Annotated in this window: 17 protein-coding genes and 3 tRNA genes; 12 read left to right on the forward strand and 8 right to left on the reverse strand. The window is 74.4% G+C overall.

Translation table 11 applies throughout. The features are described 5' to 3' along the window. Window positions 1-78: 78 nt before the first annotated feature. Together ACFWWQ_RS23695 and ACFWWQ_RS23700 are read right to left on the reverse strand one after the other, a co-directional pair. Window positions 79-2,001 carry a protein kinase gene (locus tag ACFWWQ_RS23695; RefSeq protein ID WP_384599521.1) on the reverse strand — a complete coding sequence of 641 codons (1,923 nt, stop codon included), beginning with the start codon at window positions 1,999-2,001 and terminating at the stop codon, window positions 79-81. 209 nt (window positions 2,002-2,210) lie between these two features. Then, a complete protein-coding gene (locus ACFWWQ_RS23700; protein ID WP_384599524.1) occupies window positions 2,211-3,665 on the reverse strand; it encodes a serine/threonine-protein kinase in 1,455 nt (484 codons plus the stop codon). Window positions 3,666-3,998: 333 nt separating this feature from the next. Between ACFWWQ_RS23700 and ACFWWQ_RS23705 the strand changes: the two genes are divergently transcribed. From ACFWWQ_RS23705 to ACFWWQ_RS23720, 4 genes are all read left to right on the forward strand, one after another. After that, window positions 3,999-4,178, forward strand: a complete 180-nt coding sequence (locus tag ACFWWQ_RS23705) for a hypothetical protein (RefSeq protein ID WP_384599527.1) — start codon at window positions 3,999-4,001, stop codon at window positions 4,176-4,178. Between the two features lie 279 nt (window positions 4,179-4,457). Next, window positions 4,458-5,822 (forward strand): aspartate aminotransferase family protein, encoded by a 1,365-nt coding sequence (locus tag ACFWWQ_RS23710; RefSeq protein WP_384599530.1) that lies wholly within the window; start codon window positions 4,458-4,460, stop codon window positions 5,820-5,822. A 296-nt stretch (window positions 5,823-6,118) separates the two neighbouring features. Beyond that, complete coding sequence (locus tag ACFWWQ_RS23715; RefSeq protein WP_384599533.1) at window positions 6,119-6,793, forward strand: GntR family transcriptional regulator; 675 nt, start codon at window positions 6,119-6,121, stop codon at window positions 6,791-6,793. A gap of 190 nt (window positions 6,794-6,983) precedes the next feature. Beyond that, window positions 6,984-7,634, forward strand: coding sequence for a hypothetical protein (locus ACFWWQ_RS23720; RefSeq protein ID WP_384599536.1), 651 nt, complete (start codon window positions 6,984-6,986; stop codon window positions 7,632-7,634). A gap of 84 nt (window positions 7,635-7,718) precedes the next feature. Here the strand turns inward: ACFWWQ_RS23720 and ACFWWQ_RS23725 are convergent, their stop codons facing one another. Further along, the gene (locus ACFWWQ_RS23725; protein ID WP_384599538.1) at window positions 7,719-8,522 is read right to left on the reverse strand and encodes an SLATT domain-containing protein; all 804 of its coding nucleotides are present in this window, start codon (window positions 8,520-8,522) and stop codon (window positions 7,719-7,721) included. A 266-nt stretch (window positions 8,523-8,788) separates the two neighbouring features. On the opposite strand from ACFWWQ_RS23725, the gene purD reads away from it, so the two are divergent. From purD to ACFWWQ_RS23740, 3 genes are all read left to right on the forward strand, one after another. Further along, on the forward strand, window positions 8,789-10,108 hold the full coding sequence (purD, locus tag ACFWWQ_RS23730) for a phosphoribosylamine--glycine ligase (RefSeq protein ID WP_384599542.1): 1,320 nt from the start codon (window positions 8,789-8,791) through the stop codon (window positions 10,106-10,108). 620 nt (window positions 10,109-10,728) lie between these two features. After that, on the forward strand, window positions 10,729-12,873 hold the full coding sequence (locus ACFWWQ_RS23735; protein WP_384599545.1) for a hypothetical protein: 2,145 nt from the start codon (window positions 10,729-10,731) through the stop codon (window positions 12,871-12,873). A gap of 540 nt (window positions 12,874-13,413) precedes the next feature. After that, a complete protein-coding gene (locus tag ACFWWQ_RS23740; RefSeq protein ID WP_384599626.1) occupies window positions 13,414-14,892 on the forward strand; it encodes a N,N-dimethylformamidase beta subunit family domain-containing protein in 1,479 nt (492 codons plus the stop codon). A gap of 92 nt (window positions 14,893-14,984) precedes the next feature. Here the strand turns inward: ACFWWQ_RS23740 and ACFWWQ_RS23745 are convergent, their stop codons facing one another. Continuing rightward, on the reverse strand, window positions 14,985-15,908 hold the full coding sequence (locus ACFWWQ_RS23745) for a LysR family transcriptional regulator (protein ID WP_384599547.1): 924 nt from the start codon (window positions 15,906-15,908) through the stop codon (window positions 14,985-14,987). Between the two features lie 100 nt (window positions 15,909-16,008). Here ACFWWQ_RS23745 and ACFWWQ_RS23750 point away from each other — a divergent pair, with 100 nt between their 5' ends. Together ACFWWQ_RS23750 and ACFWWQ_RS23755 are read left to right on the forward strand one after the other, a co-directional pair. Next, a complete protein-coding gene (locus ACFWWQ_RS23750; RefSeq protein WP_384599550.1) occupies window positions 16,009-17,250 on the forward strand; it encodes an MFS transporter in 1,242 nt (413 codons plus the stop codon). Between the two features lie 81 nt (window positions 17,251-17,331). Further along, window positions 17,332-18,231: a phosphoribosylaminoimidazolesuccinocarboxamide synthase gene (locus ACFWWQ_RS23755; protein WP_384599553.1), complete on the forward strand. Its 900-nt coding sequence runs from the start codon at window positions 17,332-17,334 to the stop codon at window positions 18,229-18,231. 51 nt (window positions 18,232-18,282) lie between these two features. Here the strand turns inward: ACFWWQ_RS23755 and ACFWWQ_RS23760 are convergent. The 4 genes from ACFWWQ_RS23760 to ACFWWQ_RS23775 all read right to left on the reverse strand — a co-directional run bounded on the left by ACFWWQ_RS23760 (window position 18,283) and on the right by ACFWWQ_RS23775 (window position 19,243). Next, window positions 18,283-18,355: transfer RNA gene (locus ACFWWQ_RS23760), tRNA-Gly, on the reverse strand. A 208-nt stretch (window positions 18,356-18,563) separates the two neighbouring features. Continuing rightward, a tRNA-Gly gene (locus ACFWWQ_RS23765) sits at window positions 18,564-18,636 on the reverse strand. An 89-nt stretch (window positions 18,637-18,725) separates the two neighbouring features. After that, a tRNA-Gly gene (locus tag ACFWWQ_RS23770) sits at window positions 18,726-18,797 on the reverse strand. A 125-nt stretch (window positions 18,798-18,922) separates the two neighbouring features. Continuing rightward, window positions 18,923-19,243 (reverse strand): Lsr2 family protein, encoded by a 321-nt coding sequence (locus ACFWWQ_RS23775; RefSeq protein WP_143942054.1) that lies wholly within the window; start codon window positions 19,241-19,243, stop codon window positions 18,923-18,925. Between the two features lie 300 nt (window positions 19,244-19,543). Between ACFWWQ_RS23775 and purS the strand changes: the two genes are divergently transcribed. From purS to purL, 3 genes are read left to right on the forward strand one after another with little or no spacing between them, the layout of a single operon-like run. After that, the gene (gene purS / locus ACFWWQ_RS23780) at window positions 19,544-19,795 is read left to right on the forward strand and encodes a phosphoribosylformylglycinamidine synthase subunit PurS (RefSeq protein ID WP_030284318.1); all 252 of its coding nucleotides are present in this window, start codon (window positions 19,544-19,546) and stop codon (window positions 19,793-19,795) included. After that, window positions 19,792-20,496 carry a phosphoribosylformylglycinamidine synthase subunit PurQ gene (purQ, locus tag ACFWWQ_RS23785; protein ID WP_384599557.1) on the forward strand — a complete coding sequence of 235 codons (705 nt, stop codon included), beginning with the start codon at window positions 19,792-19,794 and terminating at the stop codon, window positions 20,494-20,496. The genes purS and purQ overlap by 4 nt, the downstream gene beginning before the upstream one ends. Then, a complete protein-coding gene (gene purL / locus ACFWWQ_RS23790) occupies window positions 20,493-22,742 on the forward strand; it encodes a phosphoribosylformylglycinamidine synthase subunit PurL (protein ID WP_384599560.1) in 2,250 nt (749 codons plus the stop codon). Before purQ ends, purL begins: the two co-directional genes overlap by 4 nt. Window positions 22,743-22,906 lie beyond the last annotated feature (164 nt).

Genomic DNA, 22,906 nt, shown 5'->3' on the forward strand with positions numbered 1-22,906 from the left:
CGCCAAACGCCAAACGCCAACCGCCGCGCCCCGCTTGCCGTTTCACGTGAAACAACGACCGCCGCGCCCGGAATCCGCTCAGCTCGCGCGGGAGTAGTTCCGCGGGCGCAGATCGCGGCCGAGGAAGTCGCGGCGGAGGTCGCCGGTGCCGGTGAGCCGGAGTACGGAGGAGTGGCCCGGGCGGCACTCCGGCCCGGGGTGGTCGACCATCGTGGGGCCGATGACCAGCTCGTTTCCTCCGGCGTAGAGGTCGGCGTGGGCGGTGCAGCTGCCCTCGGGACCGGTGGCGACGAGCGTGGCGACCCGGCTGCCCACCGGCGACCGGGTGATCGTCAGCCGCTGGGTCGAGCCGCCGCCGGTCGGCCGCTCCCAGGCGCCGAGGAACCCGTCCGGCACCCGCTCCGCCGTCGGCGCGACGCGGCGCAGCGTCGCGGTGCGGCCCGCCGCCGTCCACCGGAGCGTGCCCTCGGGCCCGGGCCGCAGCGTGTGCTCGCCGAGCGCGGCGCACCGGCCGGGCGGCAGGGACCGGACGACCTTGGTGTCCAGCCGCAGCGCGGGCCGGTCCTCCTCGTCCCGGACGGAGACCAGCTTGGCGTCGCTGCGGCACTCGTATGTCTCGCCGAGGCTGGTGCTGTTGGCGACGATCTCGCCGACCTTGCCGTGGCTGATCACGAACCGGCGCCGCTGCCCGGTGGCGACGCCGTCCCGCAACACCGGCCCCGCCCAGACACCGACGTAGCGGCCGGTGATGTCCGAGGAGTCGTCGCCGTCCGCGCTGTCGCCGCCGCGCAGCGCCGGAAGCGCGAACGCCCCGGCAGCCAGCGCGCACACGGCCGCGGCGATCAGCAGTACGCGCCGGCGCCGACGGCGCGGGGCGCCGGAGGCCGCGTCGGCCGGGCGTGGAACGGACGTGGCGCCCGGGACGGCGGTCGGCGCGCCCGCGACGGGGACGAGCGGCGGCCCGGCGGGCGCCTGCTGCCCCGGCCGTACGGTCGCGTCCGCGTCCGCCGCGGTGACCGGGTGCCGGGGCGACGACGGCACCGTGCGCTGCGGATCGCCGGGCGGGGTGTCCGTGTCGAGGAGACGCACGGCATGGCGGCCCAGGTGGGCGATGAGCCCGGCGGGCAGCCAGGGCGCGGCCGGGTCGCCGTCGCGCAGCGGGTCTATCCGGGCGGCGATCTCCTCCGGCGTCGGGCGCCCCTGCGGCTCCTTGGCCAGACAGGCGCGGATCAGCTCCTGCACCGGGCCCTCGGGCGCCGCCGCCAGATCCGGCTGCTCCTGCGCGATCTTGAACATCACGGCGTGCACACCGGAGTCCATGCTGCCGAACGGCGCCCGGCCGGTCGCCGCGTACGCCAGCACCGAGCCGAGGCAGAAGAGATCGCTCGCCGGGCCGACGCGGTGCCCCTGGACCTGCTCGGGCGACATGAAGCTCGGCGAGCCGACGACCGTGCCGGTACGCGGCTGGGTCTGCTCGCCGACCGCGTCCAGCGCCCGGGCGATGCCGAAGTCGATGACGCGGGGGCCGTCGATGGTCAGCAGGACGTTGGACGGTTTGAGGTCGCGGTGGACCAGCCCCACGCCGTGGATGTCGATCAGCGCGCAGGCCAGCCCGTAGGCGAGGCGGCGCAGCGCGTACTCCGGGAGCGGGCCATGCAGTCCGGGCCCGCCGAAGCCGCCGCCGACCACCTCGCTCAGCGTGGGCCCGGCGATGTAGCCGGTGGCGACCCACGGCACCGCGGCCTCGGTGTCGGCGTCCAGGACCGGTGCGGTCCAGCGCCCGCCGACCTTCCGGGCGGCCGCCACCTCGGCCCGGAAGCGGTCCCGGAACTCCTGCTCGGCCGCCAGCTCCGTCCGGATCAGCTTCACCGCGACGGTTCTGCCGCCCTCCGAACGCGCGAGATAGACCCGGCCCATGCCGCCGCTGCCGAGCCGGCTGAGCAGCCGGTAGTCCCCGATCCACGCCGGATCGCCGGCGATCAGCCCGCGCAGGCCCTCCATCCGGGCGCCTCCCGTGTCGTTGCCGTGCCCGCCGCCGTCGTCGGCCGCCGTGCCGTCCCCGTCTGGCGCCCGTCCCGAGCGTAGGTGCACCCGGATCGCGCACCGGCCGCCAAGTCGTTACGAGGGGAGAACGATCGGTGGCGGCACGGGTGTCGGGGCACCCGCGCTGACCGGCGGATTCCCCGCCGCGCGCGAAACGGACGCCCGGCTCACCGCACCTTGCGGTACGTCAGCGCCGACGCCCCGCCGTCGCCGTCGAAGGAGCGGCGCAGTCCCTCGTCGGTCTTCTCCAGGGTGCTCGGCGCACCCGGACGGCAGCTGGTGGCCGGGCCGGAGATGACCCGTGAGGGGCCCAGCCGGACCGGCGGGCCCGCCGAGCGGAGCGCGGCGGAGAACGTACAGCTGTAGGCGGCGCCGGACGCGGTCATCGTCAGGACGGTGTCCCCGGCCGCGCCCTGGGTGAGGGTGAACCGGCGCACGTCCGCCGAGCCGTCGGCCGACGCCTCCCAGGTGCCGAGGAACGCCGCCGGGATCCGGCCGGCCGGCGTCCCGCCCGAACCGCCGCCGCCCGTCGCGCCGTTGTCCTCCGCCGTCGCGTGGTTGTTGCGCAGCAGGAAGTACGCGCCGCCCGCACCGGCCCCGGCCAGCGCCAGCGCGGACGCGATGATCAATGCGGTGGTGGCGCCCCGGCGGCGCCGCGGCGCCGGGGCGGGTGCCGGGGCCGTCGCCGGGTCGGCACCGGTCTCGGGGTGCTCGGCCTCCAGCAGCTCCACGGCGCCGCGGCCGAGCCGGGCGACCAGCGCGCCGGGCAGCCACGGTTCGTCGTCCGCCGTCGTCCCGGCGAGCGCCGCCGCGTCCCGCTCGGCCCAGGCGACCAGCTGTGCCGGGGAGGGCCGCGCGGCCGGGTCCTTCGCCAGACAGGCGGAGACCAGCGGGCGCAGTCCCTCGGGCACCGTGGCGAGATCCGGCTCCGCCTCGGCGATGCGGTACATCACGGCGTGCACCTGGCTCTCCGGCGTACCGAACGGGGAGCGCCCGGTCGCCGCGTACGCCAGCACCGAGCCGAGGCAGAACACATCGCAGGCCGGGGTGAGATCGTCGCCGCGGACCTGCTCGGGCGCCATGAAGCCGGGCGAGCCGACGGCCTCGCCGGTGCGCGTCACGCCGTGGTCGGTCACCGCCTCCAGGGCCCGGGCGATGCCGAAGTCGATGACGCGGGGGCCGTCGAGGGTCAGCAGGACGTTGGACGGTTTGAGGTCGCGGTGGATGATGCCCGCGGCGTGCACGGATTCCAGCGCGCGGGCCAGCCCCGCAGCCAGGATGCGGACGGTCCGCTCGGGCAGCTTGGTGCCGCCGCCGACGGTCTGCTGGAGGGACGGCCCGGCGATGTAACCGGTGGCCACCCAGGGCGTCTCGGCCTCGGTGTCGGCGTCCAGGACCGGCGCGGTCCACTCGCCGCCGACCCGCCGCGCGGCCCGCACCTCGCGCCGGAAACGGGTCCGGAACTCGTCCTGACCCGCCAGTTCGGCGCGGACCAGTTTCACCGCGACCGTACGGCCGCGGTCCGAGCGGGCCAGATAGACATGGCCCATGCCGCCTTCCCCGAGGCGCCCGATCAGGCGGTAGTCGCCGATCCGGCGGGGGTCCTGGTCCCTGAGCGGCACCGGCCCACCGGTGCGTACCGGTCGTCCCGCGCGTCCCGGGTGCAGTTCCACGATCGCCGCCCTTTCCCCCGAAGCCACCCCCGGAGCCGCCCCGAGGATATCGACCGCCCGGCGGGGCCCGGAGGGGCGTACCCGACGCAGTGTGCCTCTCCGGGCCGCGACGCCCGGTAGAGGGGTGCGCTTAACCCGGGGAGGGGGCGCGCTTAACCCGCGGGTCCCCAGCGTTCGGGAGGTGCCGGGGAACGGACGACGGGGCCCGCCGCGGTGCCGTCCGTACGGGCCCGTACGGATGGTCCGCACGGGGCGGCCCGCACCGACGGAGAGGGGGGCGGCATGGAGCGCCAGGGACACCGGCCGATGCGACGGGTCCCGCAGCCCCTCGGCGTCCAGCCGTGGCGCGGCGACCGGCGTACGCAGCCGGTGCGCGAGGCCGGCGGCGGTTTCGCGCTCGGCGGTCAGGAAGGTCTGGATACGCTCGGCCAGATGGTCCAACTCCCTTGTCACCAGGCGTAGTTCGGGTGGTCCGGACGGTTCGTAGGTGAACGCCTGCCCATAGCGCGCCAGCCGGACCGCGTCGGAGACGGCCGCCCCCGGCATCGGGCGCCCCCGGCATCGGGCGCGCGCTCCGGCTCACCCGCCGCGTCGACCGCCCCCACGTCGACACACTGTCCGCGCCCACCGTGCCTGCCGTACAGACTGTCGGTACCGGCGGGTGGCCGGTGATCCCTAGGGTGAAGAGGTTCGCCGCGTCTGTCCCCGGCGGACCCGAGCGACCGATCCGAGGTACTGACCGTGACCACGACGCCCCCCGCCCCCTCCGCCGCCACCGGCGCGGCCGTGAAGGCCGCCGACCGCGCGCACGTCTTCCACTCCTGGTCCGCACAGGGCCTGATCGATCCGCTGCCCGTCGCCGGCGCCGAAGGCTCGTACTTCTGGGACTACGACGGCAACCGCTACCTCGACTTCTCCTCGCAGCTGGTCAACACCAACATCGGCCACCAGCACCCGAAGGTCGTCGCGGCGGTCCAGGAGCAGGCCGCGAAGCTCTGCACGATCGCCCCGGGCTTCGCCGTCGACGTCCGGTCCGAGGCCGCCCGGCTGATCGCCGAGCGCACCCCCGGCGACCTCGACAAGATCTTCTTCACCAACGGCGGCGCGGAGGCCGTGGAGAACGCGGTCCGCATGGCGCGTCTGCACACCGGCCGCCCCAAGGTCCTCTCCGCCTACCGCTCGTACCACGGTGCCACCGCCGCCGCGATCAACCTCACCGGCGACCCGCGCCGCTGGCCCTCGGACACCGGTGCGGCCGGTGTCGTCCACTTCTGGGGCCCGTTCCTCTACCGTTCGCCGTTCCACGCGGAGAACGAGGCCCAGGAGTGCGAGCGCGCCCTCGCCCACCTGGAACAGACCGTCGCCTTCGAGGGCCCGCAGTCGATCGCCGCGATCATCCTGGAGACCATCCCCGGCACCGCGGGCATCATGGTCCCGCCGCCCGGCTACCTCGCGGGCGTCCGCGAGATCTGCGACCGCCACGGCATCGTCTTCGTCCTCGACGAGGTGATGGCCGGGTTCGGCCGCACCGGCCACTGGTTCGCCGCCGACCACTTCGGCGTCACCCCCGACCTGCTGACCTTCGCCAAGGGCGTCAACTCCGGTTACGTCCCGCTCGGCGGCGTCGCGATCAGCGCCGAGATCGCCGCGACCTTCGATACCCGCCCCTACCCGGGCGGCCTCACCTACTCCGGCCACCCGCTGGCCTGCGCCTCCGCCGTCGCCACCATCAACGCGATGGCCGAGGAGCGGATCGTGGAGAACGCCGCGGAGATCGGCGAGACGGTCATCGGCCCCGCGCTGCGCGCCATGGCCGAACGCCACCCGTCCGTCGGCGAGGTCCGCGGCCTGGGCGCCTTCTGGGCCCTCGACCTGGTCCGCGACAAGGAGACCCGCGAGCCGCTGGTGCCGTACAACGCGTCGGGCGCCGACAACGCCCCGATGGCGGAGTTCGCCGCCGCCTGCAAGCGCGGCGGCCTGTGGCCGTTCGTCAACATGAACCGCACCCACGTCGTTCCGGCCTGCACCATCACCGCCGCCGAGGCCGAGAAGGGCCTGGCCCTCCTCGACACCGCCCTCGACACGGCGGACGCGCACACGGTCTGACGGGACGTCCGCCGGAACGGGCCCGCGTACGCCCCGCCGCCTCCCGGCGCACACCCCGCGTCGGGAGGCGCGCGCCCCACGTCAGGAGGCGCGCGCCCGGACCGTACGCGCCCCGTGTGACGCGCACCCCGGACCGGCACCGGACGTGTCCCACCCCGGCCCCGGGCAGGTCAGGGCGGCCCTCGCCTATCGTGGGCGGGGCCGCCCGCCTGGCGTGCGGCCCTTCCGTCCGTGTCGCCCCGTCAACGACGCGACTTCGCGGACGGCCCAGTTGTCGAAGGGGACGGACGGACACCATGGCCGCTGACTGGCCCGGCGGAGTCGTACGGCGTAACACCCTGCGCCGGCAGATCGCCGATGCGCTGCGCGACGAGGTGCTGGCCGGGCGGCTGCCGTGCGGCCACCGCTTCACGGTGAAGGAGATCGCCGAGCAGTACGGCGTCTCCGCCACCCCGGTCCGCGAGGCGCTGCTCGACCTCTGCGCCCAAGGGCTGCTCGACATCGAGGAACACCGCGGCTTCAAGGTGCGCGCCTTCACCGCCGACGACTACCGCGCCATGGTCGAGGCCCGCACCCTCGTCGTCGAGGGCATCTTCCGTGGCCCCGGCGCCCATCTGCCGCGCCCGCCCGCCGCGGACCTGCTCTCCCTGCGCCGCCGCGCCGAGGAGGCCGAACGCGCCGCACGCGCCGGTGACCTGGACGTGCTCATCGGCTACGACCTGCGCTTCTGGCGGGAGCTGGGCGGCCTGGTCGGCAACGCGTACATCAGGGAGTTCCTGGACCGCCTCCGGGTGCAGACCTGGATGTTCGCCGTCCCGCTGCTGCGCGACCGGCAGGAGCTGCGCGGCCTCCTCTGGCAGGGCCACCGCGCCCTCGCCGAGGCCATCGCCCGGCACGATCCGGCCGAGGCACAACGGCTGATCGCGGAGTACAACGCGCACGCCCTCACCCTCGTGGGAACGCCCGGGTAGCACTACGCTGTCCCGACCGTCGGCCGAAGCCTCCGCCACCGCGGACCGCCCACCCGCCCCGTAAACCCCCTCCACACCCGCCCCGTAAGCCCCCTCCGCACCAGGCCCCGTATGCACTCTCCCTTCGTCCGCCCTCTCCGCAACACGCGCGCCCATGCCAGTGGCCCCGACCGGAAGCGAGCACTCACTCGTGGCATGTGACCTGTGGCTGGTACCCCTCGTCGATGTGCTGTGCCACAGCCCCGACAACCCGTTCTCCGAAGAGATCGCCGCCTATGACAAGGCCCTGACGGACGTCGGACTGCCACCGGTCCCCGTCTTCAGCTACATGCCGGGGCTCTCCGGCGACGTGGCGCCGGTCGCCGGTTTCGACTACGACGCGCTGCACTTCCTGCGCCGCGCCTACCTGCTGCGCCTGTGCGGCCTGGAGGTGACCCCGGTCGACGAACTGGGCGGCGACTACGAGCAGTTGCTGGAGATGTTCGAGCAGGCGGCCCAGCAGTCGCACCTCGTCTGGCACTACGACCACGCCGGGGCGTACGTCCCGGTCGACTTCCCGCACCCGCTGTCCGACGAGGAACTTCTCGACGGTGGCGGCCCGTTGGGCTCCTCCCACGGGCTGCTGCGCGATCTCGAACTGGTCGCCCCGGCCCTCGGCATCGACCCGGCCAACCCGCCCGCCCCGCCCGCGCCGCCGTCCGGCCCCACCGGCCTGGAGGAGCCGTCGGTGAGCCCGCCGTCCGATGGCGGCCCGTTCGCCCGCGAACGCCACGTCTGGCTCGGCCTGCACGCGGCCGCGACCCGGAGCCTCGGCCAGGGCTCCATGATTGTCTTCAGCTGACGCGCAACCACCCCGGGCACACCGGCCCCGACCGGCCCCGGTGCGCGCCCCGCCCGGCGACGGAGGGGACACGCACCGGGGCCGTCAGCGCGGCGGCTCCGGCGGGCGCTGCCGCGGCATGTTCGGCCGGGCGCCCGGCGGCAGCGTGAACCGCCCGCTGCCCGGCTGCCCCGGGGCCTCCGCCCGCGGCCCGGACCACGGCAGCACCGGCTGGTCCGTCCGCGGCACCGGACCGGCCCGGAACTGCGTCATCCAGTCACCGGTCTCGGACCGCACCAGCTCCCCGATGTCCTCGTGGAACCGGCGCAACACCCCCAGACACCGCTCCGCCGCCTCGCTCGCCGTGCCCTCCGCCGGGCCCAGCACCTCGCGCACGCTCTCCGACGCCCAGTCGAACTGGAGCGCCTCCAGCCGCCGCTGGATCGCCTGCGCCGTCGCGACGTCCCGCATCCAGCCCGCCGTCACCCCGAGGTACCGGTCGCAGCCCACACAGACGGCGGCTATCAGCAGCATCAGATACCCCCAGGACGCCCCGCCGTGCCATGCGCCCGCCAGATCGGCCAGCGGCAGCGCGGCGCCCACCGAGACCCCGGCGGCGGCACCGGCGCGCAGCGCCCGCGCCGCGCGCCGCTTGCCGCGCCGGTCGTGCAGATACCAGTCGGCGGCGCGCAGCGCGCTCTCCTCCGTCCACGCGTAGAGCGTGTCCAGCCGGTCGGCAGGCTCGCCCCAGTCGCCGTGCGGGAAGGCCCGGCCGGTCAGGTCGCCGGGCCCGCGCCCCTGGGAGCCGACCCCGAGCAGGGCGGCGGCCCGCTCCCAGGCGCGCCGCGGCTCCCGGCCCCGTCCGCCGTCCCCGGGCGGTCCCTCCGGCTGCATCTCCGGCTGACTCAACCGTGGACTCCCTCGTTGCGGCTACGTACGGTGCGCCCGGTGCGTAGGAAAAGCGGATGTGCGAACACCCCTTCCTACCGCCGAACGGTGGGGTTTGCCCCCACGATCACGGGATTCCCGACCGGAAGTGGCTTCCCATCGGGTATAGACCAACCGGATCTCTCACCCGAAAGAGGTGCCGCACCCGTGGGCGCGGAGTTGCCGGGGACCGTGCCCGTAGGGGCCGCCGGGCCGGGCCGGAACCCCGGGCGACTAGGCTGCCACCTGTGAAGGTCCTCGTCATCGGCGGCGGCGCCCGCGAACACGCCCTGTGCCGCTCCCTGTCCCTCGACCCCGACGTCACCGCGCTGTACTGCGCCCCCGGCAACGCCGGTATCGCCGAGGTGGCCGAACTCCGCTCCGTCGACGCCCTCGACGGCGCCGCCGTCGCCGCGCTCGCCGCCGACCTGGGGGCCGGGCTCGTCGTCGTCGGCCCCGAGGCGCCCCTGGTGGCGGGCGTCGCCGACGCGGTCCGTGAGCGCGGCATCCCGGTCTTCGGCCCCTCGGCGCAGGCCGCCCGGCTGGAGGGCTCCAAGGCGTTCGCCAAGGACGTGATGGCCGCCGCGGGCGTCCCGACCGCCCGCAGCTACGTCTGCACCACCGCGGAGGAGATCGACGCGGCGCTGGACGCCTTCGGCGCCCCGTACGTCGTCAAGGACGACGGGCTGGCCGCGGGTAAGGGCGTCGTCGTCACCGAGGACGTCGCGGCGGCCCGCGCGCACGCCCTGGCCTGCGTGGAGCGCGGCGGCGAGGGCGGCGGGCAGACCGTCATCGAGGAGTTCCTCGACGGCCCCGAGGTGTCGCTCTTCGCGGTCACCGACGGCGAGACGGTGCTGCCGCTCCAGCCCGCCCAGGACTTCAAGCGCGCCCTCGACGGCGACGCCGGTCCCAACACCGGCGGTATGGGCGCCTACAGCCCGCTGCCCTGGGCCGACCCCCAGCTCGTCGACGAGGTCCTGGCCACGGTCCTGCAGCCCACCGTCGACGAACTGCGCCGCCGCGGCACGCCCTTCTCCGGCCTGCTCTACGCGGGTCTGGCGATCACCTCGCGCGGGGTGCGGGTCATCGAGTTCAACGCCCGCTTCGGCGACCCGGAGACCCAGGTGGTCCTGGCCCGCCTGAAGACGCCGCTGGCCGGGCTGCTGCACGCCGCCGCGACCGGCACGCTGGCCGCCGTCCCGCCGCTGCGCTGGAGCGACGGCGCCGCGGTCACCGTCGTCATCGCCTCGCACAACTACCCGGGCACTCCCCGCACCGGCGACCCCATCGAGGGCCTCGCCGCCGTCGCCGAGCAGGACGGCCCCAAGGCGTACGTGCTGCACGCCGGGACCAAGCAGGACGCCTCCGGCGCGGTCCTCAGCGCGGGCGGCCGGGTCCTGTCGGTGACCGCGACCGGCGCCGACCTCACCGCCGCCCGCGACCGTGCTTACCGTGCCGTGGGCCGGATCTCCCTGGACGGTGCCCAGCACCGCACGGACATCGCCCGGAAGGCCGCGGAGGACGCGGCAGAGGCGGCGGAGGCGGCGAACGCGGGGGCGCAGGCGTAACGCCGCTCCCTCTCGTCGCACCCGGCATCGCCGGTCGGCCCCGGTGCCCCGCCTGTGACGGCGGCGGCGCCGGGGCCGCTGGCATGTTCGGGGCCCGTTCGGCCCGTTCGGCCCGTTCGGCCCGTCCGGTGTCCGCCGGTCACGGCCGAAGGTGCCCGGGCACGGGGCGGATACGACGGCGGGGGAGCAGGCGCGGGGCGCGCCTGGCGTGCGCCGGTGTGGGGCCGGGCGCGGGCCGAAGCGGAGCGGGGGCGTCGCCGGTCTCCAGGTCACGGGGCCGTGCGGGAGACAGTTCCCGGCTCTGCCCAAAGCCATACCATCGAGTGACCGATCCGGCGACCTGCTGACGGGAGCCGGGCCCCCAACTAGGGTGCCGCGCAAGCGTTCTGTGTGCGCCGTGCTGCTCTCCGGTACGGCGACCACGGTGACGTCCGGCAAGTGGCTCACCGGCATTGCGATGTCAGTGGCCGGTGCCACAGTGGTGGGGAGCGCGCGAAGGCTCGGGCACGGTGCCCGTGCGGGCCGGAGCCGCCGGGCGCTCCCGATGTTCGGCTCGATACGCGTGATCTCTCCAATGTCTCCGTCCGTCTCCACGAGGGCAGCAGGGGGTGTGCAGGCTCATGGCTGGTCCGGAAACAGGCGTCCTCGCGGCGCGCTCCCGCGCCCTGGCCGTGCTGCGGATCCGCGGTGCGGCGCTCGCCGTGGCGCTGCTCCCCGCCGCCGTCGCCGTGGTGCTGCTCGTCGGCGGCGCCACCGGCCGCCTCGGCGCGCCGGACGCCGCCGCGGGCTCCGGCTGGGGCTTGGCCCGGCCGGCCGCGTGCGGCGTCGCGGTGCTGACGCTGGCGCTCGCCGCGCTGGTCGGCGCGGTCGTCGCCGGGGCCAGGCCGGCGCTCAGCCCCTCCGTCCCGGTGTCCGAGGGCGCCGCACCCGACCTCTACCGCCTCGTCCGCGAGCTGGCCGACCGCCTCGGCGTCCCGGCGCCGTCCGCGCTGGCCCTCACCCCGGACTGCGACAGCTGGCTGGAGGACCGTACGCACCGCACGCACGGCCCGCCCCGGGCAGCCCGCCGCGCCGACCGGAGGGCGGCCGCCCCGGTGCTGGTCATCGGCTCCCCGTTCCTGTGGTGGATGCGCGTCGGCGAGCTCCGCGCCCTCCTCGCCCCCGTCGTCGCCGGTACGGGCCCCGCGGCGGACCCGGACATAGCCGCGGCCCGCCGGTTCATCCGCGGGCTGGACGCCGCGGTCGCCGTCGCCGCCCGCGCCCGGGGCATACGGGCCCCCGCGCTCCGCTTCGTCGGCCTGGCGGCGCGCCTGATGCTGCGCGCCTGCCGCGACCACGCCACGCTCATGGAGCGGGCCGTGGCGGCCGCCGCGTCCGAGCGCGCCCAGAACGTCGACCACCGCCTGCGGACCGTCGCCCAGGAGCAGGTCGGTCTGGCGTACGCGGGCTGGGACCGGCTGCTGACCCGTGTGGCGCTGCCCGCGTGGCGGCTGGGACGGTGGCCCGCGCACCTGGACTCCGGCGTGGTCTCCGCGCTCACCGAGCTGTCCCGCCGCGACCGTCTGGCCGACGGCTTCACCGCCCGGCTCGGCGAGCGGCCCGCCTGCGATCTCCTGGAGGAGCCCGGCACCATCGACGGCGCCGCGTCCCTGCTGGCCGCCCGGCTCTTCCACGGCGGCCCGCCGGCGGCCGGGCCGGGCTGGTCGCCCGTCGGCTGGGGCGAGTATCCGGACGAGGTCGTGGACCGCACCTGGCGCCTGGAGGCCGCCCGCCTGCACCGCGTCCTGGACGGCCTGCCCGCCGCGCCCCCGCCCGGCGCCGACGACCGCCGCCCGGCCCCCACCCCGGAAGCGCCCGCGACCCGTACGGGCCCGGACACCACCGCCCTGCCCGCGGAGCCCGGCCCCGCGCCCCTGGCCACCCCGGTGGCGGGCCCCGCCGCGGCCACCGAGACCGGCAGCACGGCCGTCGGCGGCCCGGCCCGCCGCCCGTCCGCGGTCGCCACTGCCCCGCCGCCCGCCGCCCCGTCCCGGGGCCCGACGCTGGAGCGGGTGATCGACCACCTCTCCGGCGACACCGCGGCTGGTGACCTCGTCGCCGCCCGCCTGGACGCGGAAATGGCCCGCGAGGCCCGCACCGCCGCCGGTGGGCGTGCCGCTGCCGGGGGCTCGGATCACCCGCAGCCGGACGCGACCGGTCTGCCGGATCCGGCGGACGGGCCCGGCTTCCCGGAGACGACGGACGTACCCGGTTTCCCGGACGCGACGGATGCCCCCGGCTTTCCGGAGGCGGCGGGCCGGCCCGGCCTCCCCGGGGCGACGGACCGGCCCGGCTTCCCGGAGACGGCTGACCGCCCCGGCTCCCCGGGAGCGGCGGGCCGTACGGGCGCCCCCGGCCTCCCGGAGCCGACGAACGGGACGGAACTGCCCGAGCTTCAGGATTTCCCCGACCTGCCGGACCTGAACGGCACTGACGGCCTCGCCGACGGGGGCCTGCCGCTCTTCCCGCTCCAGCCGCCCCGCACCGGCCGTGACCTGCTCGCCGACCACGTCACGGCGATGGTCTGCTGCGCCGCCGTCGACACCGCGGGCGCCGCCCCCGGCCTCGACTGGCTGGACGGCCCCGCCCTGCTGATCGACGGCGCCCGCCGCACCGACCTCGGCACCACCGTCCGCAGCCTCGTCGAGGACGGCGACGCCGCCCCCCTCCGCGCCTGGCTCGCGACCATAGGCGCCCGCCCGGAAAAACCGGTTCGCCTGCCGTGAGCCCCGCCCCTCCCGTCTGACGCCCCGGACCCGTACGTCTGACGCCCCGGACCCGTACGTGTGGCACTCGCGGCCGCCCGCACCCGCGGCGCCCTCCGGCCGTATGTCGGGGGCGTCCAGCCCCTCGTGGTATGCGGCACGGCGCCCTCCGCCCCGGTGACGGCCAGCCAACTCGGGCAGCCTCCCCCCGCCACCCCGGGGCCACGCCCTCAAGGCCACGCCCCCAGGTCACGGCCCTCCGGGCGCGCCCTCGTACCCGAACGCTCTTTCCTCTCCACCCCCCTAAGGCTCCGTTCCGTATACCTGTCGGGTTGTTTCTCTCGTCAAGTCCGTTGAATTCGCGACGAAGGGTGACGAACCGAGTGCTTAATGTGATGTGCTGGGAGTGGCCGCGTCGGTTCGGAGGAACTCCGCGGCGCCGGTCCCGCACGCCGTAGCGGCCCTGTGCGGGCGGCCCGTGACGCCGGCCCGCCGCAGGTGCCCGGCCGGCGGTGTACGGAACCAGGCCGGCCCACGGGGGACGCGGGAGGGGAGCTGATGGTGGGGACGGATCAGATCAGGCGCTGGGAATCGGGCGCCCTCGCCCACGCGGTGACGGACCCGTTCGGCCAGGGCCCACTGCCCTGGCTGCGCGGCAGCGAGACCTATTTCGACTCCGGCCACCTCGTGCCCTGGTACGTCGAGCAGGCCACCGTCCACGGCGACCCGCGGGTCCCGCCGCCCCGTAAGCACAACGGCCCGCGCACCGCGGACGACATCCACCGGCAGATCAAGGGGTTCGCCACCACCGGCGCGGTCGCCCCGGGCGAGGCCATCGACTTCCGGGTCTCCGTCGACCCACCGCAGCCGTTCAGCATCGACATCTACCGCATCGGCCACTACGGCGGCGCCGGTGCCTTCAAGATCACCACCAGCCCGCGGCTCTCCGGCATCGTCCAGCCCGCCCCGCTCGCCGCCGAGCGCACCGTCTCCTGCCACCACTGGTGGCTCTCCTGGCGCCTCCAGGTCCCCACGTACTGGAACCTCGGCGCGTACGTCGCCGTCCTGACCACCGCGGACGGCTACCGCAGCCACATCCCCTTCACCGTCCGCGACGACCACCCCGCCGACCTGCTGCTTCTGCTGCCCGACATCACCTGGCAGGCGTACAACCTCTACCCGGAGGACGGCCGCACCGGCGCCAGCCTCTACCACGCCTGGGACGAGGACGGCGCGCTCCTCGGCGAGGGGCAGGCCGCCACCACCGTCTCGTTCGACCGCCCCTACGCCGGTGCCGGACTGCCCCTCCACGTCGGCCACGCCTACGACTTCATCCGCTGGGCCGAGCGGTACGGCTACGACCTCGCCTACGCCGACGCCCGCGATCTGCACGCCGGCCGCGTCGACCCGTCCCGCTACCGCGGCCTGATCTTCCCCGGCCACGACGAGTACTGGACGGCGCCGATGCGCCGCACCGTCGAGCGCGCCCGTGACCACGGCACCTCGCTGGTCTTCCTCTCCGCCAACACCATGTACTGGAAGGTCGACCTCTCGCCGTCGCCCTCCGGCCCCGACGCGCTGCTCAGCTGCCGCAAACGCCAGGGTCCGGGCCGCCCCGCCCTCTGGCGCGAGGTCGGTGACCCGGAGCAGCGGCTGATGGGCGTCCAGTACGCGGGCCGGGTGCCGGAGCCCACGCCCCTCGTCGTCCGCAACGGCGCCCACTGGCTGTGGGAGGCCACCGGCGCGGGCGAGGGCGACGCGCTGCCCGGCCTGGTCGCGGGCGAGGCCGACCGCTACTTCCCGCGCACCAGCCTCCCCGAGCACACCGACCGCGTGCTGCTCGCCCACTCCCCGTACCGCGACGCCGAAGGCCACCGCCGCCACCAGGAGACCTCGCTCTACCGCGCCCCCAGTGGCGCCCTGGTCTTCGCCTCCGGCACGTTCGCCTGGTCACCGGCGCTGGACCGCCCCGGCCACGTCGACCCCCGCGTCCAACGCGCCACGGCCAACCTCCTGGACCGCATCTGCAAGCGGGACTGAATCCGCAACGGGACCGACGGGCCCGAGCCGAGGCCCTGACCACCGGCCCGCCCGCGCGGCGCCGGGCCCCGGAGACCCCGGGCCAGGCCCCCTCACCCCACCCCCGGCCCCCGCTCCAGGAACGGTGCCATCTCCCGCGCCAGCGCCACCGTCAGCGCCCGGAAGATCCGCACGTCGGGATGGGGGTCCCCGGTCCGCGTCGCCAGCACGCTGTGCGCGGGCGCCGCGTCCAGCACCGGTACGTACACCGCCCCGGGCCACGGGTAGTACCGCGCGAACGACGCCAGCCCGGAGCCCGCCCCGCGCCCGGCGGCCACGCTGGTCAGCACGTCCTGCGGGGTCAGCGCGCAGTCCGGCGCGCGCCGCTCGCCCGCGTCGAAGTACAGGTAGTCCGTGAACGGCCGCGGCGTGTGGCGCGGCAGCCGCAGATACGGCAGATCCAGGACGTCGGCGACGCGCAGCCCCTCCCGCCGCGCGTCCGCGTACACCGAACCCGCCGGTACCGCCACGATCCGCCGCTCCGTCGTCAGCACGTCCACGTCGATGCCCTCGGCCTCGATCGCCGGGCGGACGAACGCGACGTCCACCCGGTCCTCGCGCAGCGCGCTGCAGTGCTCCGTGAAGTTCAGCTGGACCAGCCGCAGCGGCACCTCGGGCCGCGCCCGCCGGAAGGCGTTGACCGCGGCGGGCGTCACCTCCGCCGAGCCGTGGCCCATCACGCCGACGCGCAGCCCCCGCGCGGCCGGACCGTTGTCGAGGGCCGCCTCGGTGACGTCCTCGACCGCCGCGTTCACCGCCGCCAGCAGCGTCCGGGCGTGCGACACCAGCCGCCGCCCCGCCGCCGTCGGCACCACCGTGCCCCGGCCGCGCTCCAGCAGCCGGGTCCCGAACTCCCGCTCCAACTGCTGGACATGGCCGGTCACCGCGGCCGGTGACAGGAACAGCCGGGCCGCCGCCCGGCCGAAGTGGCCCTCCTCGACCACCGCCAGAAAAGAAGACAGCCGCCGCAGATCCATGGCGCAACGATACGGCCGGCCACCCCCGGTGGCTCGTACGCATTCACGATTCCTGAACGCCTGCGGCGCCCGCCCCGGGGCCTCCCGTAGAACGGCCGGTATGACGACGCCTTCCCTCCGGAGCGACGCGCCCGCCGCCCCGGCACCCCCGGCCGCCGGGCCCCGCCACTGGCTGCGCGCGGGCTGGCTGATGACCGCGTCCGGCTGGAGCGCCAACCAGTTCTCCGCCCTCCTCGGCGCCTACCGCTCCGACCTGGGCCTGACCAACGCCACCACCACCGGCCTCTTCGCGGTCTATGTCCTCGGCCTGATCCCCGGCCTGCTGCTCGCCGGACCGGCCGCCGACCGCCGCGGGCGCCGCCCCGTCACCTTCGCCGCGCTCGCCCTGACCGTTCTGGCAACCTGCCTGTTGATGGCCGGTCCGTCCGCCGCCTGGCTGCTGTGGCCCGGCCGCTTCCTCACCGGGCTGGGCGCCGGCCTGCTGCTCACCGCGGGCAGCGTCTGGATCAAGGAGCTGTCCACCGCCCCGTACGGCACCGCCCCCACCCCGGGCGCCGCCGCCCGCCGCTCCGGCCTCTTCCTTTCCGCCGGTTTCGCCTCCGGCGGCCTGGCCGCCGCCTGCATCGCCGAGTGGGCGCCGCACCCGATGGTGCTCGCCTACGTCCCGCACCTCGTCCTCGCCGCGGCCGCCGCCCTCAGCGCGGTCCGCACCCCGGAGACCGTCACCGCCCACCGTCCGTCCGGCCCCGCCGTACCGCCGTCCGCCGAGCCCGGCCCCGCCCCGTCCGCCACGGCCTTCCGCCGCCTCGTCGCCCCCCTGGCCCCCTGGGTCTTCGCCGCCCCGACCCTCGCCTTCGCGACCCTCCCAGGGCTGGTCGACGCCGACCTCGACGGCTGGCGCACCGTCTACGCGGGCCTCGCCACCGCCGTCACCCCCGGCACCGGCATCCTCGTCGCCCCGCTCGCCCGCCGCCTCGCCGCCCGGCACCGCATGGCCACCGCGCTCTGCGGCCTCGCCGCCATCGCCGCCGGTCTGCTCGTCGGCGCCCTCGCGGTGGCCCGCACCGACCCCGCGCTGGGCCTGCTCGCCGCGGTCCTCCTCGGCGGCGGCTACGGCCTCAGCGTCGCGTACGGCCTCACCGAGGTCGCCGCCCTCACCCCGCCCCACCGACTGGCCCGCCGCACCGCCCGCTTCTGGGCCCTGTGCTACCTGGGCTTCTGCGCCCCGTACGCGGTCACCCTGCTCACCGGCGTCTGGTCGCCGTCGGCCGTCCTGACCGGCGGCGCGGTGCTCGCCCTGCTGACGCTCGCCGTCCTCGTCCGGAACGCCGCCCGAACCTGACCGGGTGGCCCCGCCACGGCACCCTTCCTCCGCGTACGGGAGAATCGTCAGGACTCCTGGACCAACCTACGCGGAGGCAGCGTGTCCGGTTTTGTAGAAAAGCCCGAGCCCTTGCAGGTGCCCGGCCTCACCCACCTTCACACCGGCAAGGTGCGTGACCTCTACCAGAACGCCGACGGCGAACTGATCATGGTCGCCAGTGACCGCATCTCCGTGTACGACTGGGTGCTGCCCACCGAGATCCCGGACAAGGGCCGCGTCCTCACCCAGCTCTCCCTGTGGTGGTTCGACCAGCTCGCCGACCTCGTCCCGAACCACGTCCTCTCCACGGAGCTGCCGCCCGGCGCCCCCGCCGACTGGGAGGGCCGCACCCTCGTCTGCACCTCGCTGGAGATGGCCCCCGTCGAGTGCGTCGCCCGCGGCTACCTCACCGGCTCCGGCCTCGCCGAGTACCGGCAGTCCCGTACCGTCTGCGGCCTGGCGCTCCCCGAGGGCCTCGTCGACGGCTCCGAACTGCCCGCCCCGATCTTCACCCCGGCCACCAAGGCGGCCGTCGGCGACCACGACGAGAACGTCTCGTACGAGGCGGTGGCCCGCCAGGTCGGCCCGGAGACCGCCGCCCGGCTGCGCCGCGCCACCCTCGACATCTACGCCCGCGCCCGCGACATCGCCCGTGGCCGTGGCATCCTCCTCGCCGACACCAAGTTCGAGTTCGGCTTCAAGGACGGCGAACTGATCCTGGCCGACGAGGTCCTGACGCCCGACTCGTCGCGCTTCTGGCCCGCCGACCGCTGGCAGCCGGGCCAGGCCCAGCCCTCCTTCGACAAGCAGTTCGTCCGCGACCATCTGACGTCCCCGGCATCCGGCTGGGACCGCAACGGCGAACTCCCGCCCCCCGGCCTCCCCCAGGACGTCGTCGACGCCACCCGCGCCAAGTACATCGAGGCGTACGAGCGGCTGACCGGCCTCACCTGGTCCTGACGCACGACAAAGGCCCCGGGCGGTGTTTCCACCGGCCGGGGCCTTCAGCTGAGCGGACGACGAGGCTCGAACTCGCGACCTCAACCTTGGCAAGGTTGCGCTCTACCAACTGAGCTACGTCCGCATGCTCCGTGCGAATCCGGCAACCGTTTCCGGCCCCGCCGCGCGGTGCGGGGACCACTATAGCCAACGAATGCGCCCCCGCGAACCATCTGGCGATCCGCCTCGCGCGGCCGCCGCATTTCTGTGTCCGCCGCCACATCCCCACGGAGACGGGGTGGCCCATGACAAAGGCCCCAGCTGGTGTTTCCACCGGCCGGGGCCTTTAGCTGAGCGGACGACGAGGCTCGAACTCGCGACCTCAACCTTGGCAAGGTTGCGCTCTACCAACTGAGCTACGTCCGCAGGCATCCACCCGGCTTTCACCGAGCGGCGCGACAGCTACTCTACCTGATCGAAAAGACTGCTTGAGTCCAAAGACCGAGAACTGTCAGAGCGGGTGACAGGGATTGCACACTGCGCCTCCCTCTTGGAAAGAGGGCGCTCTACTACTGAGCTACACCCGCGTGACTCCTCGGGGCCCGGCCCTTCGGCCTCGCCCCTCGGCGTGCTCCAGACTCTAGCTGATCAATGGGGGGGCCGTGCAAGTCGGCTCCGCGCGGGCCCCGGCGGGCCCGCGCCGTGCGCGGCTTCAGTGGTTGGCCGCGCTGAATGCCTCGTAGACCTTCTTCGGGATGCGGCCGCGCGGCGGCACCTCCATCTGGTGCGAGCGGGCCCAGGCCCGGACCGCCGCCGGGTCGGGCGTCACCGACGTGCGGTGGTACGCCTTGCCGGACCTGGCCCGCTTGCGGCCCGCCTCGACGAACGGCTCCAGGGTGTCGCGCAGTTTCTTCGCATTGGCGGGATTGAGGTCGATCTCGTACGACTTCCCGTCCAATCCGAAGGCGACCGTCTCTGCGGCTTCTCCTCCGTCGATGTCGTCGGAGAGCGTTACCACTACGCGCTGCGCCACGGATATCGGTCCTTTCGTGCAGCAACCCCGTGTTGACGTGGGGTGTTGCTTCGGATCCTGTTGATAGGGATCAATGCTTTTTCATTTGTACAGCGGCGGGCAATGCATTGTGAAGCCCAGTTAATTTCTTCAGCGTGTCATGCCGCAATCCGGACCGTGGATCTTTTCGAGGATTTTCCCCGGTGTGCGCGCCCGGCCGATACCGCACCGTGAGGGGACGATCACTTATCTATGCGCGTAGATTTTCGCACACGGTAGTGTGAGGGAACCGCCTTACGCACCACACCACCGGGAGTGCCAGTGGCACGCGTCGTAGTCGACGTCATGCTCAAGCCGGAGATCCTCGACCCGCAGGGGCAGGCGGTGCAGCGCGCACTGCCACGCCTGGGATTCGAGGGCATCGCCGACGTCCGTCAGGGCAAGCGTTTCGAACTTGAGGTGGAGGGCCCGGCCGACGACGCCGCCCTCGCCCGTATCCGCGAGATGGCCGAGACCTTCCTCGCCAACACCGTCATCGAGGACTTCACCGTCCGCGTCGAGGCCGGATCATGACTGCACGCATCGGCGTCGTGACGTTCCCCGGGACGCTCGACGACCGCGACACCCAGCGCGCCGTCCGGGTCGCCGGGGCCGAGGCCGTTCCGCTGTGGCACCGGGACAAGGACCTCAAGCAGGTCGACGCCGTGGTGCTGCCCGGCGGTTTCTCGTACGGCGACTACCTGCGGGCCGGGGCGATCTCCCGGTTCTCGCCGGTGATGGAGTCCGTCATCGCGCAGGCGAAGGACGGCATGCCCGTCCTCGGTATCTGCAACGGCTTCCAGGTGCTCACCGAGACCCATCTGCTGCCCGGCGCGATGCTGCGCAACGAGAGCCTGCACTTCGTCTGCCGTGAGCAGAAGCTGCGGGTCGAGAACGCGGACACCGCCTGGACCACCGACTACACCGCGGGCCAGGAGATCTCCATCCCGCTGAAGAACATCGACGGCCGCTACGTCGCCGACGCGCGCACGCTCGACATGCTGGAGGCCGAGGGCCGCGTCGCCTTCCGCTACCTGGCCGATGGCGAAGCCGCCGAGGGCTACGGCAACCCCAACGGCTCGCTCCGCGACATCGCCGGAATCACCAACGAGGCGGGCAACGTCGTCGGCCTCATGCCGCACCCCGAGCACGCCGTGGAACCGCTGATCGGCACGGGCCGCACCGACGGCCTCGGGTTCTTCACCTCGATCCTGAAGAAGTTGGTCAACGCATGACGCTGGACACGGTCAAGCACGCCGCGGAGACCCCTGAGGCCGAGCAGCCCTGGGCCGAACTGGGGCTGAAGCAGGACGAGTACGCGCGCATCCGCGAGATCCTGGACCGCCGCCCGACCGGCGCCGAGCTCGCCATGTACTCCGTCATGTGGTCCGAGCACTGCTCCTACAAGAGCAGCAAGGTCCATCTGAAGCAGTTCGGTGAGAAGGTCCCCGAGAACGACGCGATGCTCGTCGGCATCGGTGAGAACGCCGGTGTCGTCGACGTCGGCCAGGGCTACGCCGTCACGTTCAAGGTGGAGTCGCACAACCACCCCAGCTACATCGAGCCGTACCAGGGTGCGGCCACCGGCGTCGGCGGCATCGTCCGCGACATCCTCGCCATGGGCGCCCGTCCGGTCGCGGTCGTCGACCCGCTGCGGTTCGGCGCCGCCGACCACCCCGACACCCAGCGCGTCCTGCCGGGCGTCGTCGCGGGCATCGGCGGCTACGGCAACTGCCTGGGCCTGCCCAACATCGGCGGCGAGGTTGTCTTCGACGCCTGCTACCAGGGCAATCCGCTGGTCAACGCCGGTTGCATCGGTGTGATGAAGCACGAGGACATCCACCTGGCGAAGGCGTCGGGCGCCGGTAACAAGGTCATCCTCTACGGTGCCCGCACCGGCGGCGACGGCATCGGCGGCGTCTCCGTGCTCGCCTCCGAGACCTTCGACGACACGAAGCCGACCAAGCGCCCCGCCGTCCAGGTCGGTGACCCCTTCCAGGAGAAGCTGCTCATCGAGTGCACCCTGGAGGTCTTCAAGGAGCGGCTGGTCGCCGGTATCCAGGACCTCGGCGGCGCCGGTCTGTCCTGCGCCACCAGCGAGCTGGCGTCGGCCGGCTCCGGCGGTATGCGCGTCGAGCTGGACACCGTTCCGCTGCGTGACTCCTCCCTCTCGCCCGAGGAAATCCTCATGAGCGAGTCGCAGGAGCGCATGTGCGCGATCGTCGAGCCGGACAAGGTCGACCGCTTCCTGGAGATCTGCGAGAAGTGGGACGTCATCGCCACCGTGATCGGTGAGGTGACGGACGGCACCCGGCTGGAGATCTTCTGGCACGGCGAGCAGATCGTGGACGTCCCGCCGCGCTCGGTCGCCCACGAGGGTCCGACCTACCACCGGCCGTACGCCCGCCCCGACTGGCAGGACGCCCTCCAGGCCGACGATGCCAACAAGCTGGCCCGGCCCGCCACCCCGGACGAGCTGCGCGCGCAGATCCTCCAGGTCGTGGCGTCGCCGAACCAGGCGTCGAAGGCGTGGATCACCGATCAGTACGACCGGTTCGTGCAGGGCAACACCGTCCTCGCGCAGCCGGAGGACTCCGGCATGATCCGCATCGACGCGGAGACCAACCTGGGTGTCGCCCTCGCGACGGACGGCAACGGCCGCTACGCCAAGCTCGACCCGTACGCGGGCGCGCAGCTGGCGCTGGCCGAGGCGTACCGCAATGTCGCCGCGACGGGCGCCAAGCCGCTGGCGGTCTCCGACTGCCTGAACTTCGGTTCGCCCGAGGACCCGGCGGTGATGTGGCAGTTCGCCGAGGCCACCCGCGGTCTCGCCGACGCCTGCCAGACCCTGGGCACCCCGGTGACCGGCGGCAACGTCTCGCTGTACAACCAGACCGGCGAGGTGGCGATCCACCCGACGCCGGTGGTCGCGGTGCTCGGCGTCATCGACGACGTGAACCGCCGGACGCCGGTGGCGTTCGCCGAGGACGGGCAGCTGATCTACCTCCTGGGTGACACCGCCGAGGAGCTGGGCGGTTCGGCCTGGTCGCAGGTGGTCCACGACCACCTCGGCGGTCTGCCGCCCAAGGTCGACCTGGAGCGTGAGCGGCTGCTGGCGGAGATCCTGATCTCGGCCTCCCGCGACGGCATGGCCGACGCGGCGCACGACCTCTCCGACGGCGGCCTGATCCAGGCGCTGGTGGAGTCGTGCCTGCGCGGTGGCAAGGGCGCCCGGCTGGTCGTCCCGGAGGGCGTCGACCCGTTCGTCTTCCTCTTCTCCGAGTCCGCGGGCCGCGCCGTCGTCTCGGTGCCGCGGAGCGAGGAGCTGCGCTTCACCGACATGTGCGGGGCGCGCGGTCTGCCGGCCACCCGCATCGGTGTGGTCGACGGGGACGCGATCGATGTCCAGGGCCAGTTCAGCATCGCGCTGAGCGAGCTGCGGACGGCGCACGAGGCGACGATCCCGGGCCTGATCGCCTGATCGACCGCCCGGCCGCGTAGCGCGGAACGGAAACGACGAGGGGGGGGGGGCGCGGGGGCGGGGGGGGGGGGGGGGGGGGGGGTGTGTGGGGGGGGGGGGGGGGGGGGGGGGGCCGCGCCCCCGCGCGGGCGCGGAAGACCAACACCACCCCCACCCGCGCGCGA

The organism is Streptomyces sp. NPDC059080 (assembly GCF_042739975.1).
GTDB classification, from domain to species: domain Bacteria; phylum Actinomycetota; class Actinomycetes; order Streptomycetales; family Streptomycetaceae; genus Streptomyces; species Streptomyces benahoarensis.

Excerpts from the sequence above, each read along its gene's own strand:
- ACFWWQ_RS23695 (WP_384599521.1), bottom strand. The coding sequence starts at position 2,001 with ATGGAGGGCCTGCGCGGGCTGATCGCCGGCGATCCGGCGTGGATCGGG.
- ACFWWQ_RS23705 (WP_384599527.1), top strand. The coding sequence starts at position 3,999 with ATGGAGCGCCAGGGACACCGGCCGATGCGACGGGTCCCGCAGCCCCTC.
- ACFWWQ_RS23715 (WP_384599533.1), top strand. The coding sequence starts at position 6,119 with ATGGCCGCTGACTGGCCCGGCGGAGTCGTACGGCGTAACACCCTGCGC.
- ACFWWQ_RS23735 (WP_384599545.1), top strand. The coding sequence starts at position 10,729 with ATGGCTGGTCCGGAAACAGGCGTCCTCGCGGCGCGCTCCCGCGCCCTG.
- ACFWWQ_RS23745 (WP_384599547.1), bottom strand. The coding sequence starts at position 15,908 with ATGGATCTGCGGCGGCTGTCTTCTTTTCTGGCGGTGGTCGAGGAGGGC.
- ACFWWQ_RS23750 (WP_384599550.1), top strand. The coding sequence starts at position 16,009 with ATGACGACGCCTTCCCTCCGGAGCGACGCGCCCGCCGCCCCGGCACCC.
- purQ (WP_384599557.1), top strand. The coding sequence starts at position 19,792 with ATGACTGCACGCATCGGCGTCGTGACGTTCCCCGGGACGCTCGACGAC.
- purL (WP_384599560.1), top strand. The coding sequence starts at position 20,493 with ATGACGCTGGACACGGTCAAGCACGCCGCGGAGACCCCTGAGGCCGAG.